15 protein-coding genes are annotated in these 15,384 nt (G+C 44.1%); 14 read left to right on the top strand and 1 reads right to left on the bottom strand.

Annotated features, from left to right (window positions below):
* Positions 1 to 141: 141 nt before the first annotated feature.
* The 4 genes from pcrA to ABVF55_RS07335 all read left to right on the top strand — a co-directional run bounded on the left by pcrA (position 142) and on the right by ABVF55_RS07335 (position 5,355).
* Positions 142 to 2,427 carry a DNA helicase PcrA gene (pcrA, locus tag ABVF55_RS07350; RefSeq protein WP_445285141.1) on the top strand — a complete coding sequence of 762 codons (2,286 nt, stop codon included), beginning with the start codon at positions 142 to 144 and terminating at the stop codon, positions 2,425 to 2,427.
* A 368-nt stretch (positions 2,428 to 2,795) separates the two neighbouring features.
* Positions 2,796 to 4,070, top strand: coding sequence for a DUF2130 domain-containing protein (locus tag ABVF55_RS07345; RefSeq protein ID WP_048789667.1), 1,275 nt, complete (start codon positions 2,796 to 2,798; stop codon positions 4,068 to 4,070).
* 9 nt (positions 4,071 to 4,079) lie between these two features.
* The gene (locus tag ABVF55_RS07340) at positions 4,080 to 4,523 is read left to right on the top strand and encodes a GNAT family N-acetyltransferase (RefSeq protein ID WP_118095669.1); all 444 of its coding nucleotides are present in this window, start codon (positions 4,080 to 4,082) and stop codon (positions 4,521 to 4,523) included.
* A 31-nt stretch (positions 4,524 to 4,554) separates the two neighbouring features.
* Entirely contained in the window at positions 4,555 to 5,355 is an 801-nt protein-coding gene (locus ABVF55_RS07335) for an alpha/beta fold hydrolase (RefSeq protein ID WP_445285140.1), read from the top strand.
* Positions 5,356 to 5,392: 37 nt separating this feature from the next.
* On the opposite strand, the gene ABVF55_RS07330 is transcribed toward ABVF55_RS07335, so the two are convergent.
* On the bottom strand, positions 5,393 to 6,709 hold the full coding sequence (locus tag ABVF55_RS07330) for an FAD-containing oxidoreductase (protein ID WP_445285139.1): 1,317 nt from the start codon (positions 6,707 to 6,709) through the stop codon (positions 5,393 to 5,395).
* Between the two features lie 181 nt (positions 6,710 to 6,890).
* On the opposite strand from ABVF55_RS07330, the gene truB reads away from it, so the two are divergent.
* The 10 genes from truB (at position 6,891) to pstB (ending at position 15,384) form a co-directional block, all read left to right on the top strand.
* Positions 6,891 to 7,787, top strand: coding sequence for a tRNA pseudouridine(55) synthase TruB (gene truB / locus ABVF55_RS07325; RefSeq protein ID WP_445285138.1), 897 nt, complete (start codon positions 6,891 to 6,893; stop codon positions 7,785 to 7,787).
* Between the two features lie 4 nt (positions 7,788 to 7,791).
* The gene (locus ABVF55_RS07320; protein ID WP_445285137.1) at positions 7,792 to 8,727 is read left to right on the top strand and encodes a bifunctional riboflavin kinase/FAD synthetase; all 936 of its coding nucleotides are present in this window, start codon (positions 7,792 to 7,794) and stop codon (positions 8,725 to 8,727) included.
* A gap of 309 nt (positions 8,728 to 9,036) precedes the next feature.
* Entirely contained in the window at positions 9,037 to 9,438 is a 402-nt protein-coding gene (locus ABVF55_RS07315; RefSeq protein ID WP_009732658.1) for a Spx/MgsR family RNA polymerase-binding regulatory protein, read from the top strand.
* A gap of 12 nt (positions 9,439 to 9,450) precedes the next feature.
* Positions 9,451 to 9,729, top strand: a complete 279-nt coding sequence (locus tag ABVF55_RS07310; protein WP_445285136.1) for a UPF0223 family protein — start codon at positions 9,451 to 9,453, stop codon at positions 9,727 to 9,729.
* Positions 9,719 to 10,489 carry an inositol monophosphatase family protein gene (locus ABVF55_RS07305; RefSeq protein WP_061455451.1) on the top strand — a complete coding sequence of 257 codons (771 nt, stop codon included), beginning with the start codon at positions 9,719 to 9,721 and terminating at the stop codon, positions 10,487 to 10,489. The genes ABVF55_RS07310 and ABVF55_RS07305 overlap by 11 nt, the downstream gene beginning before the upstream one ends.
* Positions 10,490 to 11,794, top strand: coding sequence for an RsmF rRNA methyltransferase first C-terminal domain-containing protein (locus tag ABVF55_RS07300; RefSeq protein WP_320909307.1), 1,305 nt, complete (start codon positions 10,490 to 10,492; stop codon positions 11,792 to 11,794).
* A 107-nt stretch (positions 11,795 to 11,901) separates the two neighbouring features.
* On the top strand, positions 11,902 to 12,768 hold the full coding sequence (locus ABVF55_RS07295) for a phosphate ABC transporter substrate-binding protein PstS family protein (RefSeq protein ID WP_049518365.1): 867 nt from the start codon (positions 11,902 to 11,904) through the stop codon (positions 12,766 to 12,768).
* 16 nt (positions 12,769 to 12,784) lie between these two features.
* A complete protein-coding gene (pstC, locus tag ABVF55_RS07290; RefSeq protein WP_003003307.1) occupies positions 12,785 to 13,696 on the top strand; it encodes a phosphate ABC transporter permease subunit PstC in 912 nt (303 codons plus the stop codon).
* Positions 13,686 to 14,570 carry a phosphate ABC transporter permease PstA gene (gene pstA / locus ABVF55_RS07285; RefSeq protein ID WP_003006597.1) on the top strand — a complete coding sequence of 295 codons (885 nt, stop codon included), beginning with the start codon at positions 13,686 to 13,688 and terminating at the stop codon, positions 14,568 to 14,570. Before pstC ends, pstA begins: the two co-directional genes overlap by 11 nt.
* A 10-nt stretch (positions 14,571 to 14,580) precedes the next feature.
* Positions 14,581 to 15,384, top strand: a complete 804-nt coding sequence (gene pstB / locus ABVF55_RS07280) for a phosphate ABC transporter ATP-binding protein PstB (RefSeq protein ID WP_003006600.1) — start codon at positions 14,581 to 14,583, stop codon at positions 15,382 to 15,384.

The following is a 15,384-nucleotide window of genomic DNA, read 5'->3' as shown; positions in this document are numbered from 1 at the left end:
ACAACCTCGGATATGAACCTGTTTTCTTTAAGCTACTATTATATCGTTTTTGGAAGGGAAATTCAAATGAGTCCTTTTTTAAAAGAAGCTAGGCCGGTTTTTGTGGTATAATAGAACGATTGAATGAATGAGGAGTATGAGATGAATCCTTTATTGAATGGTATGAATGATCGCCAAGCAGAGGCGGTCCAAACGACAGAAGGTCCCCTCTTGATTATGGCGGGGGCTGGTTCTGGTAAGACACGTGTCTTGACCCACCGCATCGCTTTCTTGATCGATGAAAAAATGGTCAATCCTTGGAATATTTTGGCCATTACCTTTACCAATAAAGCCGCTCGGGAGATGAAGGAGCGGGCTTATCAGTTGAATCCAGCCACCCAAGACTGCTTGATTGCCACCTTCCACTCTATGTGTGTGCGCATCCTCCGTCGTGATGCGGATCACATTGGCTACAATCGCAATTTTACCATTGTCGACCCGGGTGAGCAACGGACCTTGATGAAGCGGATTTTGAAGTCCTTGAACTTGGATCCTAAAAAATGGAATGAACGGACCATCTTGGGGACTATTTCCAATGCCAAAAATGACCTGATCGATGAAGTGGCCTACGCCGCCCAGGCTGGCGATATGTACACCCAGATCGTCGCTAAGTGTTATGAGGCTTACCAAAAGGAACTCCGTCAGTCAGAAGCAGTGGACTTTGATGATTTGATTATGCTGACCTTGCGTCTTTTTGATCAGCATCCAGATGTGCTGACCTATTACCAGCAGAAGTTCCAATATATCCACGTGGATGAGTACCAAGATACCAACCATGCCCAATACCAGTTGGTCAAACTCTTGGCTTCACGCTTTAAAAATATCTGTGTCGTTGGGGATGCGGACCAGTCTATTTATGGCTGGCGGGGAGCAGATATGCAGAATATCCTGGACTTTGAGAAGGATTATCCTGATGCCAAGGTCGTTTTGTTGGAGGAAAATTATCGTTCCACTAAAACCATCTTGCAAGCAGCCAATGATGTCATCAAAAACAATCGCTACCGCCGTCCGAAGAATCTCTGGACACAAAATGAAGACGGGGAAGAGATTGTCTATTACCGGGCTAATGACGAGCAGGATGAAGCGGTCTTTGTTGCTAAAACCATTGAAGAGCTCAGTCGTGAAGCTGGCTACAAACACCGTGATTTTGCCGTTCTCTACCGGACCAATGCTCAGTCACGGACCATTGAAGAAGCGCTACTCAAGTCCAACATTCCCTACACCATGGTAGGGGGCACCAAGTTCTACAGCCGGAAGGAAATTCGGGACGTCATTGCTTATCTGAACTTGATTGCCAACCTCAGTGACAATATCAGTTTTGAGCGCATTATCAATGAACCCAAGCGGGGAATCGGGCCAGGTACAGTGGATAAGATTCGTGACTTTGCTCAAATGCAAGAGTCCTCACTCCTGGATGCTTCAGCCAATATCATGCTCTCTGGCATCAAAGGAAAGGCTGCCCAAGCCATCTGGGACTTTGCCAATCTCATTCTTGATTTGAGAGAAAGATTGGACCAGCTGACCATTACAGAGTTGGTCGAAGAAGTCCTTGATAAGATAGGATATATGACGGCCCTAACCAATCAGGGAAATTTGGAAAGTCAGGCCCGCATCGAGAATATCCAAGAGTTCCTGTCTGTTACCAAGAATTTTGATGAAAATGGAGAGACCGTCGACGACGAATCAGGTGTGGAGACCTTGAGTCGTTTCTTGAACGATTTGGCTTTGATTGCCGATACAGATGATGGGGCCCAAGAAACTTCAGAAGTGACCTTGATGACTCTTCATGCAGCCAAGGGATTGGAGTTCCCAGTCGTCTTCTTGATTGGGATGGAAGAAAATGTCTTTCCTCTTAGTCGTGCGGCAGAGGATCCAGATGAGTTGGAGGAAGAACGGCGCTTGGCTTATGTAGGGATCACGCGGGCAGAGAAGGTTCTCTTCTTGACCAATGCTAACTCACGTTTGCTCTTTGGACGGACCAGCTACAACCGCCCGACGCGTTTCATCAATGAAATTAGCTCGGATTTATTGACCTACCAAGGATTAGCTCGTCCAGCTAATACCAGCTTTAAGGCTTCTTATAGCAATGGAGGCGGAACGACCTTTGGAAAAGGCATGAGCTTGTCACAAGCCCTTCAAGAGCGCAAGAGACAAGCAGCCCCAAGTGCTTTGACTTCATCAAACCTCCCCTTTGGCAATAGCAACCGTTCTAGCGCCAAAGAAAGCGTCGCATGGTCCATTGGCGACATTGCCATTCACAAGAAGTGGGGCGAAGGAACCGTGCTTGAAGTATCTGGTAGTGGTAGTACCCAAGAACTCAAGATCAACTTTCCAGAAGTGGGTCTCAAAAAACTCTTGGCCAGTGTCGCTCCGATTGAAAAGAAATAAACTAAAGCCAGTAAGCTAAGTCCACTGTTTCAGATTATAAATAAGCAACATCTTTTCAGAAATCTAAAGTTATTACTGAATGAAACTATTGAAAAAAATATTTTGGAACTAGTGCAAAATAGATTGAGACTTTTCGTCGTGAGGAAAGCATCAGAAACGCATTAGTTTCTGGTGCTCGGTAGATTTGAGACGTAAGGCTCAAATCTAAGGTATGGAATCCCAAAGGGAGTCGCTACCGTCCGTCCTCACCTAAGGAAAGTCTCTATAAAAGAATGAATATTTACTTAAAACCAGCAAGCCTCGTTTGCTGGTTTTGATTTTACTGGTGGCATGATATAATATACTAAGAATAGAGAAAGAGGCATGCTATGAACGAAATCAAGTGCCCCAACTGTGGGGAAGTCTTTACAGTCAATGAAAGTCAATACAGCGAACTCTTGTCACAGGTACGGACAGCAGAGTTTGACAAGGAAATTCATGAGCGAATTCGGCAAGAGTTGGCTTTGGCTGAGCAAAAGGCCCTTAATGAGCAACAAGAGAAGTTAGCCAAGAAGGATCAAGAAATTGCCCAGTTACAAAACCAGATTCAACAGTTTGATACTGAAAAAGAATTGGCTAAAAAAGAGGTGGAGCAAACCGCTAGCCAAAGCTTGCTAGAGAAAGAAAAAGAAGTGCAAGCGCTGGAAAATCAATTGGCCACCTTGCGCTTGGAGCATGAGAACCAACTGCAAAAGACGCTTTCTAATTTGGAGAAGGAGCGTGATCAGGTACAAAACCAATTGCTCCTTCAAGAGAAGGAAAATGAACTGTCCCTAGCTTCTGTTAAACAAAATTATGAAGCCCAGCTAAAGGCGGCCAATGAACAGGTCGAGTTCTACAAGAATTTCAAGGCCCAACAATCTACAAAAGCTATCGGTGAAAGTCTGGAGCAGTATGCGGAAAGTGAATTCAACAAGGTTCGCAGTTTTGCCTTCCCAAATGCCTATTTTGAAAAGGACAACAAGGTCTCTGCACGTGGGTCTAAAGGTGACTTTATCTTCCGCGAGTGTGATGAAAATGGAGTGGAGATTATCTCCATCATGTTTGAGATGAAGAATGAAGCCGACGGGACCGAGAAGAAGCATAAGAATGCGGATTTCTACAAGGAATTGGACAAGGACCGTCGAGAAAAGAACTGTGAATATGCGGTTTTGGTGACCATGCTTGAGGCAGATAATGACTACTTCAACACAGGGATTGTCGATGTTAGCCACGAGTATGAGAAGATGTATGTGGTGCGTCCTCAGTTCTTTATCCAGATCATTGGGCTCCTGCGTAATGCGGCCCTCAATTCCCTCAAATACAAGCAGGAATTGGCGCTTGTTCGTGAACAAAATATCGACATCACCCACTTTGAAGAAGACCTGGATGCTTTCAAAGTTGCCTTTGCTAAGAACTACAACTCAGCTTCCGTCAACTTCGGTAAGGCCATCGATGAAATTGACAAGGCTATTAAACGGATGGAAGAAGTTAAGAAGTTCTTGACTACATCAGAAAATCAACTTCGTCTTGCTAACAACAAGTTGGATGATGTTTCCGTTAAAAAATTGACACGGAAAAATCCAACCATGAAGGCTAAGTTTGATGCCTTGAAGGAAGAATAGGAGAATCCTATGCAGATACGAAAAGCAACCATGAAAGATGCTGAAGCCCTACTGTCTCTATACGAAGACTTGGGCTATCCAACGACCGCTTCTAAGCTGTCTCGACGTTTAGAAATGATTCTTTCTCAGCCGCATTATGGCTGTCTTTTAGCTGAAAGAAACGGAGAAATTTTAGGTTTCTTAGGTTATGCAAAGCTCTTCTTTTTTGAAGCAGATGGATCTTACTATCGTATTTTGGCTTTGTCAGTTGCAAAAGAAACAAGACGACAAGGAATTGCCAGTAGGCTAATCGATGAATTGAAAAAACAAGCGGTAAAAGAAGGAGTTGAGGCACTGGCTCTAAATAGTGGATTAACCGCTGAACGAAATGCTGCACATCAATTTTATCAGGCAGTTGGATTTGAAAAAGTGACTGCTGGCTTTGCCTTGCATTTAAAAACTCAACCTAAATAAATCATGAAAAAATAGTAGAGGGAACGAAGTAATGTCTTCAACAAAAGGGAAAACCTTATATTTTAACGAAAAGAGCATGGACTATGTGACATTTGGTAAAGGTAAACAGCCATTAGTGATCATACCAGGCTTGGGAGATGGGTTGCAGACGGTTAAAGGAAAGGCCCAGCTCTTTTCCCTCTCTTATCGTCTACTTGCTAAGTGTTATAAAATCTATGTTTTTTCTCGAATCAATGAGTTGAGGCAGGGCTATACGACGCGGGATATGGCAGCAGATGTAGCAGAAGCAATGGAGACACTAAACCTAGATACAGCCTATGTCATGGGGATTTCACAAGGTGGAATGATTGCTCAATGGCTAGCTGCAGATTTCCCTGAAAAGGTTCAAAAGCTCATCTTAGCCGTGACCACTGCAAAACCTAGTCAACTTGCTAGAGGACGAATTGAGCATTGGCAACAACTTAGTCAATCTGGAAATTTTAAGCATCTCATGCTGGATATTGCAAAGCATTCCTACACGCAAAAGAGCTATCAAAAGTGGCGGTTGCTTTATAATGTCATGGGTCGCTTGGGGCGAATCAAAGATGAGAAACGAATTGCTATTCAGTCTCAGTCTTGCCTTACTCATGATAGCCTTGAGGTCTTAAAAGAAATTCAATGTCCGACTTTGGTTCTTGGTGCTCTTGAAGATGATGTGATTGGTTTGGACGGATCTAAGGAACTGGCAAAAGCGATTTCAGGTTGTCAACTCCTCATTCTTAAGCACTCTGGGCATGCTCTTTATGAAGAAAATAAAGCATTTCAAGAGGCTGTCTGTGAATTCTTAAACTAAAAAACGCTGGAAAAATTTTCCAGCGTTTTTATTCTATTTAAATCGCAAAGAGATCGTTTAGGTTTTCTGCCATGGTTGGGTGGGTAAAGATTTGTTTTGCAATGTAAGTATAAGGGATCTTGTTGTCCATGGCCATGGTGATCTGGTTGATGATTTCGCCTGCAGCTTCTCCAAAGAGCGTCACTCCAAGAATTTCTTTAGTTTCTGGGTTGACCACGGCTTTGAAGGCCCCTCGGAGGTCTGCGTTGACATGGCCACGAGGCATGGAAGCAACTGGCAATTCTTTAACAGCAACTGGAAGTCCTTTGTCACGTGCTTCTTGCTCGGTCAAGCCGACTTGGGCAAGTGGAGGAGCAATAAAGAGTGTTGTCGCATAATTTCTACGAGTTTCGAGATTGTAGCTACCATCGCCTGTAAGATAGTTGAAGACAATGCGGAAGTCATCGAGTGACATGTAGGTGAATTGAGGACCACCATTGACATCCCCAACTGCAAAGACACCAGGGACGCTGGTTTCCAAATGACGGTTGACTTGGATCGCTCCACGATCAGTGACTTGGATATCTGTGTTTTCAAGACCAAGTCCAGCTGTGTTTGGTTTACGTCCTGTAGCGTAGAGAAGGATATCAAACTCGAAGTCTCCCTTATCTGTGACAACCGTTAAGCTGTTTTGGCCATCTTTGATTTCTTGGGTATGAACGCCTTGCAAGAATTGAATACCATCTTCTTCCAGGTAGCCTTTTGCAAGAGCTGCAATGCTGGGCTCGATCCGTGGCAAGAATGTTTCAGAAGCATCCAGTACCGTTACTTGGCTGTCCAAGGTATTATAGAGATGAGCAAATTCCAATCCAATTGGTCCACCGCCAAGGACGCCCAGGCGTTTAGGTAGGTTTTCCAAACGTTGAATACCGGTTGAATCCACAGCAAATTTACTTTCAGCCAATCCTGGAATCGGAAGGACATTTGGCACAGCACCAGTATTAATAATAATGGTTTCAGCTGTCAATTCTTCCTTTTCATCTCCAGCTTGAATTTCGATGACCTTGTTAGAAACGAAACGAGCCGTCGCGTCGATAATGTCTACACCAGTTCCAGCAATCGTTGCGTAGTTCTTGCCATTGAGACGAGTAGTGACTGCATTTTTCTCATTCATGGCTTGCTCAAAATCCAAGCCTTTTTCTGCTGCAACAATCAAGGTCTTGGTGGGAATACAAGCGATATTGATACAAGTACCACCATACATAGACTTGCTCTTTTCAATCAGAGCGACTTTTTTTCCTTGGCTTGATAATTTCGCTGCGAGTGTTTTACCAGCTTTACCAAATCCAATCACAATAACATCATACATTAACATATGTTACACCTTCTTTCGCTTTCTATTGTATCAAACCCATTTTAAAAAGTCTGAAATCTGCTACGGGATTTTTTAGGAGTTCATGGGAAGGGGGAAAGAGGGACAAGAAGTCTTGTTTCATGGTATAATAAAGGGTCGGTGGACCGGATGGTCACACAATCAGTTAGAAAGAGCAAATCAGATGGACGGAATTATCAATGTAAAAAAAGAAGCAGGCATGACCTCACATGATGTGGTCTTTAAACTGCGAAAAATCTTAGGAACTAAGAAAATCGGCCATGGGGGAACGCTGGATCCAGATGTGGTGGGAGTGCTTCCGATTGCAGTTGGCAAGGCGACCCGGATGGTCGAATTCATGCAAGATGAAGGTAAGGTCTATGAAGGAGAAATCACTCTGGGATTTTCTACCACGACGGAAGATGCCAGCGGTGAAATCGTAGAGCGGACCCCAGTGGAAGCGCCTTTAGATGCAACAGAGGTCGATCGCATGATTACTCAGATGGTGGGAGAGATCGAGCAGGTACCACCTATGTATTCAGCGGTCAAGGTCAATGGACGTAAGCTCTATGAATATGCGCGGGCAGGAGAAGAAGTGGAACGTCCTGTCCGGCAGGTAACCATTTATGAATTCACACGCACCAGTGAGATTGGCTACGAGGAAGGTCTAGCCCGTTTTCGTTTCCGGGTCAAATGCAGCAAGGGCACCTATATCCGGACCTTGTCTGTGGATTTGGGTCAAAAACTGGGTTACGCAGCTCATATGTCTAATCTGACACGGACCAGTGCTGCCGGTTTGTCACTAGAAGATGCCCTGACCTTGGAAGAAGTGGCTGAAAAAGTAGCCCAAGGAGATTTGAGCTTCCTTCACCCACTTGAAATTGGCACTGGGGATCTGGAAAAAGTAGAGCTGACAGTAGAAGAGGTTGGCGAAGTCCAAGTGGGACGCTTTATTCCAGTTGAGAGTGATTCCAAAGAGTTAGCTGCTTTTTACCAAGGGAAATTGGTAGCCATTTTAGAAAAAAGAGAAGAACTTTACAAACCTCGAAAAGTCTTTCTCACAGAAAGTGTGTTACAATAAATTCATGAATATTCGTATGATTACTACTGCTAACCAGATCCATTTGGAGAATGAGACAGTTTTGGTTCTGGGCTACTTTGATGGCCTGCATCTGGGGCATCAAGAACTCTTTAAAAAGGCGCGTCAGATAGCGGATGAAAAAGGCTTGAAGGTCGCTTTGTTAACCTTCCCTGAATCTCCTAAGTTAGCCTTTGTTCGCTACCAACCAGAATTACTACTCCATTTGCAGAGCCCTGAGGATCGGTTCCAAAAATTAAACGAACTAGGAGTGGATGAGCTCTTCCTCATTGATTTTACGACTGATTTTGCTTCTAAAACAGCCAAAGAATTTGTTGATCAATTTGTCAAAGCCTTGAGGGCCCGAGTTTTAATTGCTGGATTTGATTATAGTTTTGGCTCTGATAAGAAAACGGCCTCTGACTTAGCTGATTATTTTGATGGTCAAGTGGAAGTCATTTCTCCTGTATTGGATCAGGGGGAAAAGATTAGTTCGACCCGCATTCGTCAGGCTGTCCTAGAAGGACGAGTCCAAGAAGCTGCCCGTCTACTTGGCCACCCTTTATCCAGTCGGGGAATCGTCGTGCATGGGGATGCGCGTGGCCGCACCATTGGCTATCCTACCGCCAATCTAGCACCGATTGATCGGACCTATCTACCATCAGATGGGGTTTATGTAGTTGATGTCGATTTTAAAGGGCAGACCTACCGTGGGATGGCTTCTGTCGGGAAAAATGTCACCTTTGATGGGAAAGAGCTTCGTTTCGAAGTCAATCTCTTTGATTTTACAGGAGACATTTATGGCCATACTTTGACCATTCATTGGTTGGATAAGATACGAGAAATGGTCAAATTCGATGGGATCAATCAACTAGTGGCGCAACTAGAAGAAGATGAAGCAGTTTCACGAAACTGGACCAAGAGGCTGGGACAAAAGTCCTAGCCTCTCAATTGTTTTTGGATTGTCGAACAAGACGCAGTGGTTGAGTGGGCTCTACTACGCTGATTTCATCAGCTTTTACAGCCCTACTCAACTGTGCGGAGGTGGGACGACGAAATCGAATTCTAACGAATGACCGATTTCTGTCCCACTCTCTTTTTTCGGGCCTCTTCTTGGGAAAAATGAAAGGGATTTCTTTTTTCCACTGAAATTCAGAAAAATCGTCGAGAAATCAAAAAAGCGCTTTTCAAGCACCTATTTTTTTTGTATAATAGAGTCAGATAGTTATATATAAAAAAAGAAGTGAACCACATGATTACATTATTTTTATCACCGAGTTGTACATCATGTCGAAAAGCTCGGGCTTGGTTAAAAAAGCACGATGTTCCATTTAAAGAACACAATATTATGACAAGTCCTTTGAGCAAACAGGAGTTGACAAGTATATTGGCCTTGACCGAAAACGGAACAGACGACATTATTTCAACTCGTTCAAAAATTTTTCAAAAATTGGATGTTGATGTTGAAGATTTATCCATCTCAGCCTTGATCCATCTGATTGAGGAAAATCCAAGTCTCTTGCGGAGACCGATTATTTTAGATAACAAACGCATGCAGATTGGCTTTAACGAAGATGAAATTCGGGCCTTCTTGCCACGGAGTTATCGCAAACAAGAGTTACGCTCTGCCACTCTAAGAGCAGAAATAAACTAAGAAGTATGTCGAATGCAAAAAAATTATAGTTACCCACTGGACTTATCGTGGAGCACTGAAGAGCTTGCTTCAGTGCTTTCTTTTTTCAATAAAGTTGAAGAAGCCTATGAAAGTAAGGTAGAAGTCAAAGAATACATGGAAGCCTACCGCGCTTTTAAGAAGGTCGTGCCTAGTATCGGAGAAGAAAAGCGTCTTGGACGGGAGTTCGAAGAAGTGAGCGGTTATTCTCTCTATCGTGTGACCCAGGCTGCAAAGCAAAAAGAGGAAGGATGGTTTTCTCTTGAAGAATAAGTTAGAGTTTGCCAAACAAATCGTTTTAGAGGCTGGAGACTACTTACGTCTTCATCTCCATGATGACTTGATGATCTCAAAAAAGACTGGGCCAACAGATTTAGTAACCCAGATGGACCAACAGGTTCAAAAGGATTTGGTTGAAAAAATCACACATCGCTACCCAGAAGATCGGATTTTTGCGGAGGAAGATGGCCTTCGCTCCCCGATTTCAGAAGGATCCGTTTGGGTGATTGATCCCATTGATGGGACCAATAATTTTGTGACCCAAAAGGAAGATTTTGCGGTGATGGTGGCCTATTTTGAAGACGGAATTGGTCAGTTTGGCCTGATCTACGATGTGATGCGGGATCACCTTTTTTACGGGGGTGGAGAATTCCCTGTTTATCGCAATGAGGTTGAACTGACGCCCTTTGTGGACCAACCTCTGGAAAACCTTTTGATTGCTTCAAATGTCGGCATGCTTGAGAAAAATGACTGGGGCATGGCCGATCTTGGTATGGACTCTCTTGGCATTCGGGTCTACGGAAGTGCCGGTATTAGTTTTTCAAAAATTCTCTCAGGTGGGATTCTAGCTTATTTTAGCTATATCTGGCCTTGGGATTATGCCGCAGCTGCGATCATGGGGGAACAGTTGGGCTATACCGTTTTAAATCTAAATGGAGATAAACCTAATTACCAGTCAGTGGAACCCATTATGATGGTTCCAAAAGTGAAGTTAACAGAAATTCAAACTTATCTTAAGAAAGGGAGAAGTTAAATGAATTTTCCCAATGGTTTTAAAGAAAAATACCAGCATCTTCTAGGTGAGGATGCTGCTGCTTTTTTTGCGACCTTTGAACAAGAAGCAGTATCGGCCTTTCGGACTAATCCTTTGAAAGAAACTCAAAAAGCATTTGATGATCCGATTCCCAATACCCCTTGGGGCCATTATGGAAAGGTCTCAGGAAAATCCATCGAGCACGCAACGGGCTTGGTCTATTCGCAAGAGCCAGCAGCTCAGATAGTGGCCCAAGTCGCCCAGCCTAAGCCAGGAATGAAGGTCTTAGACTTGGCCGCAGCTCCTGGGGGAAAGACCACCCAACTCTTGTCTTATTTGGACAATCAGGGACTCTTGGTCTCCAATGAGATCCACAAGGGCCGCTCGAAAATTCTTGTAGAGAATGTCGAACGCTTTGGTGCGCGAAATGTGCTAGTAACCAATGAGTCTGCCGATCGTCTAGCAAAGGTTTTCTCAGGCTTTTTTGATCTGATTGTACTAGACGCCCCTTGTTCAGGTGAGGGGATGTTCCGCAAGCAACCAGATGCCATGGACTATTGGTCTGTCGATTACCCTCGAGAGTGCAGTCTCCTTCAAAGAGAGATTCTAGAGGATGCCCTCAAGATGTTGGTTCCAGGTGGTTCCTTGGTGTATTCAACCTGCACCTGGGCTCCTGAGGAAAATGAAGAGATCGTATCCTGGCTTGTGGAAAACTATAATCTGGAGCTGGAAACGATCGAGAAGATCAATGGTATGGCAGAAGGCATTGACCATCCAGAAACGGCGCGCATGTATCCTCATCTCTTTAAAGGGGAGGGACAATTTGTTGCTAAGTTCCGTTATCTAGGAGAGAATCGACCTGCCAAAATCCCTTCCAAAAAGGACCAATTATCTGCAGAACAAAAGAAATGGTGGCAGGAGTTTGCTAAGAAACACTTGAAGATCACTCTAGAAGGTGTCCTCGAAACCTTTGGGGACGAACTCTACTTGGTTTCACTTGGTTTACCAGATTTGCGAAAAGTAAAAATCGCCCGAAATGGCTTGCATCTAGGCACCTTCAAGAAAAATCGATTTGAACCTAGTTTTGCCCTTGGCCTTGCTCTAAAACCGAGTGAGGTCAAAGAGACCGTTTCGATCACGCCTGAAGACTTTGTTCATTATGTGGCGGGAGAGACGGTTCAATTAAAGGAAACGCATCCAAATGGATGGTACCAGGTCCTGGTTGAAGGCAATGGTTTGGGCTTTGCCAAAGTGACCGGACAGACCCTGAAAAATTTCTATCCAAAGGGGCTTCGTTTTAGGTAAAATGCTGGGCAAAGAACCCGTTCTATGATATAGTGGAAGTACAGGTTTTTTTGAAAAAAACTTGTCAAAATCATAAGTGAAATAGTGAAATATCAAGGAGACATGATTTGAAAAAGTCTAAAAAGCTGATCCTAGGACTAGCGACGATCGCATTAGCAGGAAGTTTATCTGCTTGTGCGTCTTGGATCAATCGCGGAGAATCCATCACTGCTGTCGGATCGACTGCCTTACAACCCTTGGTTGAAGGAGTAGTAGATCGCTACATTGAAGAACATCCTGGTAAGATTGTGAATGTACAAGGAGGAGGTTCTGGTACAGGACTTTCACAAGTTCAATCAGGCGCTGTTGATATCGGAAATAGTGACCTTTTTGCAGAGGAAAAATCTGGGATTGATGCTTCTAGTCTGGTCGATCACCAGGTAGCCGTAGCAGGGACAGCCATCATTGCCAATAAAAATATCTCAGTAGATAATTTGACAACAGAGCAATTGCGAAAGATCTTTACGGGTGAATATACCAACTGGAAGCAATTGGGAGGTCCAGATCTTGAAATCACGATTGTGAACCGAGCGGTTGGTTCTGGTAGCCGTGCTGTCTTTGATGCCATTATTATGGATGGCAAACAACCCAAGCAGGCTCAAGAGCAAGACTCTAATGGAATGGTGAAAAACATCGTTTCTCAGACGCCAGGAGCCATCTCTTATCTAGCCTTTACCTACTTGGATAGCAGTGTTAAAACCATGAAGCTTAATGGCTATCAACCAACTAAAGCCAATGTCGTCAACAATAACTGGCCAATCTGGTCTTACGAACACATGTATACTAAGGGAAAACCTAATGAGTTGTCTAAAAAATTCATTGACTACATGATGACCGATGAGGTTCAGCAAAAAGTTGTTGGTAAGATGGGCTATATCCCAATCAATGATATGAAAGTCACCCGTGATTTAAAAGGGAATGTGACAAAAAAATAAAAGAATTAGGTAAAAAATGAACGAAGTAGCAAAAAAAATGCTGACGAAATCAAAAAACTCCCGCCTAGAAAAATTTGGGAAAACCATTACTTTTTTATGTATGAGTTTGATTGTTGTCGTCGTTGCCATGATTTTGATTTTCGTGGCCCAAAAAGGTTTATCGACTTTCTTTGTCAATAAAGTCAATATCTTTAGTTTTCTATTTGGGAGTACTTGGAATCCTGCTGCAAAGGAATTCGGAGCCCTACCAATGATTCTAGGTTCCTTTATTGTAACCTTGCTTTCTGCCCTCTTGGCAACGCCGTTTGCCATTGGTGCAGCTGTTTTCATGACAGAAGTCTCTCCTAAAGGAGCTCGTTTCTTGCAACCAGCCATTGAGCTCTTAGTGGGGATTCCTTCAGTTGTTTACGGATTCATTGGTCTTCAAGTGGTCGTCCCATTTACGCGTAGTCTCTTTGGTGGGACTGGTTTTGGGATCCTCTCAGGGGTCTTTGTCCTCTTTGTTATGATCCTGCCAACTGTTACCTTTATGACGACCGATAGTCTCCGAGCTGTGCCCCGTCATTACCGGGAAGCTAGTATGGCCATGGGTGCGACACGCTGGCAAACCATTTGGCATGTCACTCTCAAGGCGGCCCGCTCAGGAATTTTTACAGCGGTTGTCTTTGGTATGGCGCGTGCCTTCGGGGAAGCCTTGGCTATCCAGATGGTGGTCGGAAACTCGGCAGTGGTGCCAACTTCACTCACTACACCAGCTTCCACCCTCACCTCTATTTTGACCATGGGAATCGGAAATACCGTCATGGGTACGGTCAATAACAATGTTCTTTGGTCACTAGCCTTGGTATTGCTCCTCATGAGTCTTGCCTTTAACAGTGTGATTAAACTGATTACGAAAGAAAGAGGTAAGAAGAACTATGCACGCTAAACGAATGGATAAAATTGCAACAGGAGTGCTGTATGCTATTTCAGGGATCATCGTTGCGATTCTTGCCTCATTGATCCTTTATATCTTGGTCCGTGGCTTGCCCCATGTATCTTGGCACTTCTTGACTGGGAAATCTTCTTCTTACCAAGCAGGAGGAGGGATCGGAATTCAATTGTATAATTCCTTCTTCCTCTTGGTCATTACCTTGGTGATTTCCTTCCCACTTTCTCTTGGAGCTGGGATTTACCTCTCTGAGTATGCTAAAAAAGGTCGTTTGACCAATTTGGTTCGTACCTGTATTGAGATCTTGTCTTCTTTGCCATCTGTCGTTGTAGGTCTCTTTGGTTACCTGGTCTTCGTTGTCCAGTTCAAGTATGGATTTTCGATCATTTCAGGGGCCTTGGCCTTGACCGTCTTTAACCTGCCACAGATGACCCGCAATATCGAAGATAGCTTGCAGCACGTCCACCATACGCAGCGCGAAGCAGGTCTAGCACTGGGTTTGTCTCGCTGGGAAACTGTGATTCATGTCGTGGTACCAGAAGCTCTTCCAAGTATTATCACTGGGGTCGTCTTGGCTTCAGGACGTATCTTTGGGGAAGCTGCTGCCTTGATCTATACAGCAGGTCAATCGGCTCCAGCCCTTGATTGGTCAAACTGGAATATCTTTAGTGTGACCAGTCCGATTTCGATCTTCCGTCAGGCTGAAACCTTGGCCGTCCATATCTGGAAGGTCAACAGTGAAGGAACTATTCCAGACTCGATCGAAGTCTCAGCCGGTTCTGCCGCCGTTCTTTTGATCTTTATCTTGATCTTTAACTTTGGAGCGCGCAAACTCGGAAGTTACCTCCATAAAAAACTAACATCTGCTTAAAGGAGAAGAAATGTCAAAATACAATTGGGATGAGAGACACATCATTACTTTTCCTGAAGAAAAGGTGGTCCTATCGACCAAAGATTTGCATGTCTATTATGGAACGAACGAGTCCATTAAAGGCGTCGACATGCAGTTTGAAAAGAATAAGATTACAGCCTTGATCGGTCCTTCAGGATCTGGGAAATCAACCTACCTCCGTAGTTTGAACCGGATGAATGATACCATCGATATTGCGCGTGTAACGGGTGAAATTTGGTATGAAGGAATCGATGTCAATCGTCCAGATATCAATGTTTATGAAATGCGCAAGCACATTGGGATGGTTTTCCAACGGCCCAATCCTTTTGCCAAATCGATTTATAAAAACATCACCTTCCCGCATGAACGTGCTGGGGTGAAAGACAAGAAGATCTTGGACGAATTGGTCGAAACTTCTTTGAAACAGGCAGCTCTATGGGATCAGGTCAAGGATGATCTTCATAAATCAGCCCTGACCCTTTCAGGTGGCCAACAGCAACGGCTCTGTATCGCGCGGGCTATCTCTGTGAAGCCAGATATCTTACTCATGGATGAGCCTGCTTCAGCGCTTGATCCGATCGCGACAGCGCAATTAGAAGAAACCATGCTTGAGTTGAAGAAGGATTATACGATTGTCATCGTGACCCACAGCATGCAGCAAGCAGCCCGTGCTAGTGATTATACTGGTTTCTTCTACCTTGGAAACCTCATCGAGTACGATAAGACTTCGAATATTTTCCAAAATGCGAAATTGCAATCGACCAACGATTATGTATCGGGTCACTTTGGATAA

This window comes from Streptococcus sp. KHUD_012 (genome assembly GCF_052588255.1).
The sequence above is the reverse complement of the archived record's forward strand: the minus strand, read 5'-3'. Positions and strand labels throughout refer to the sequence as shown.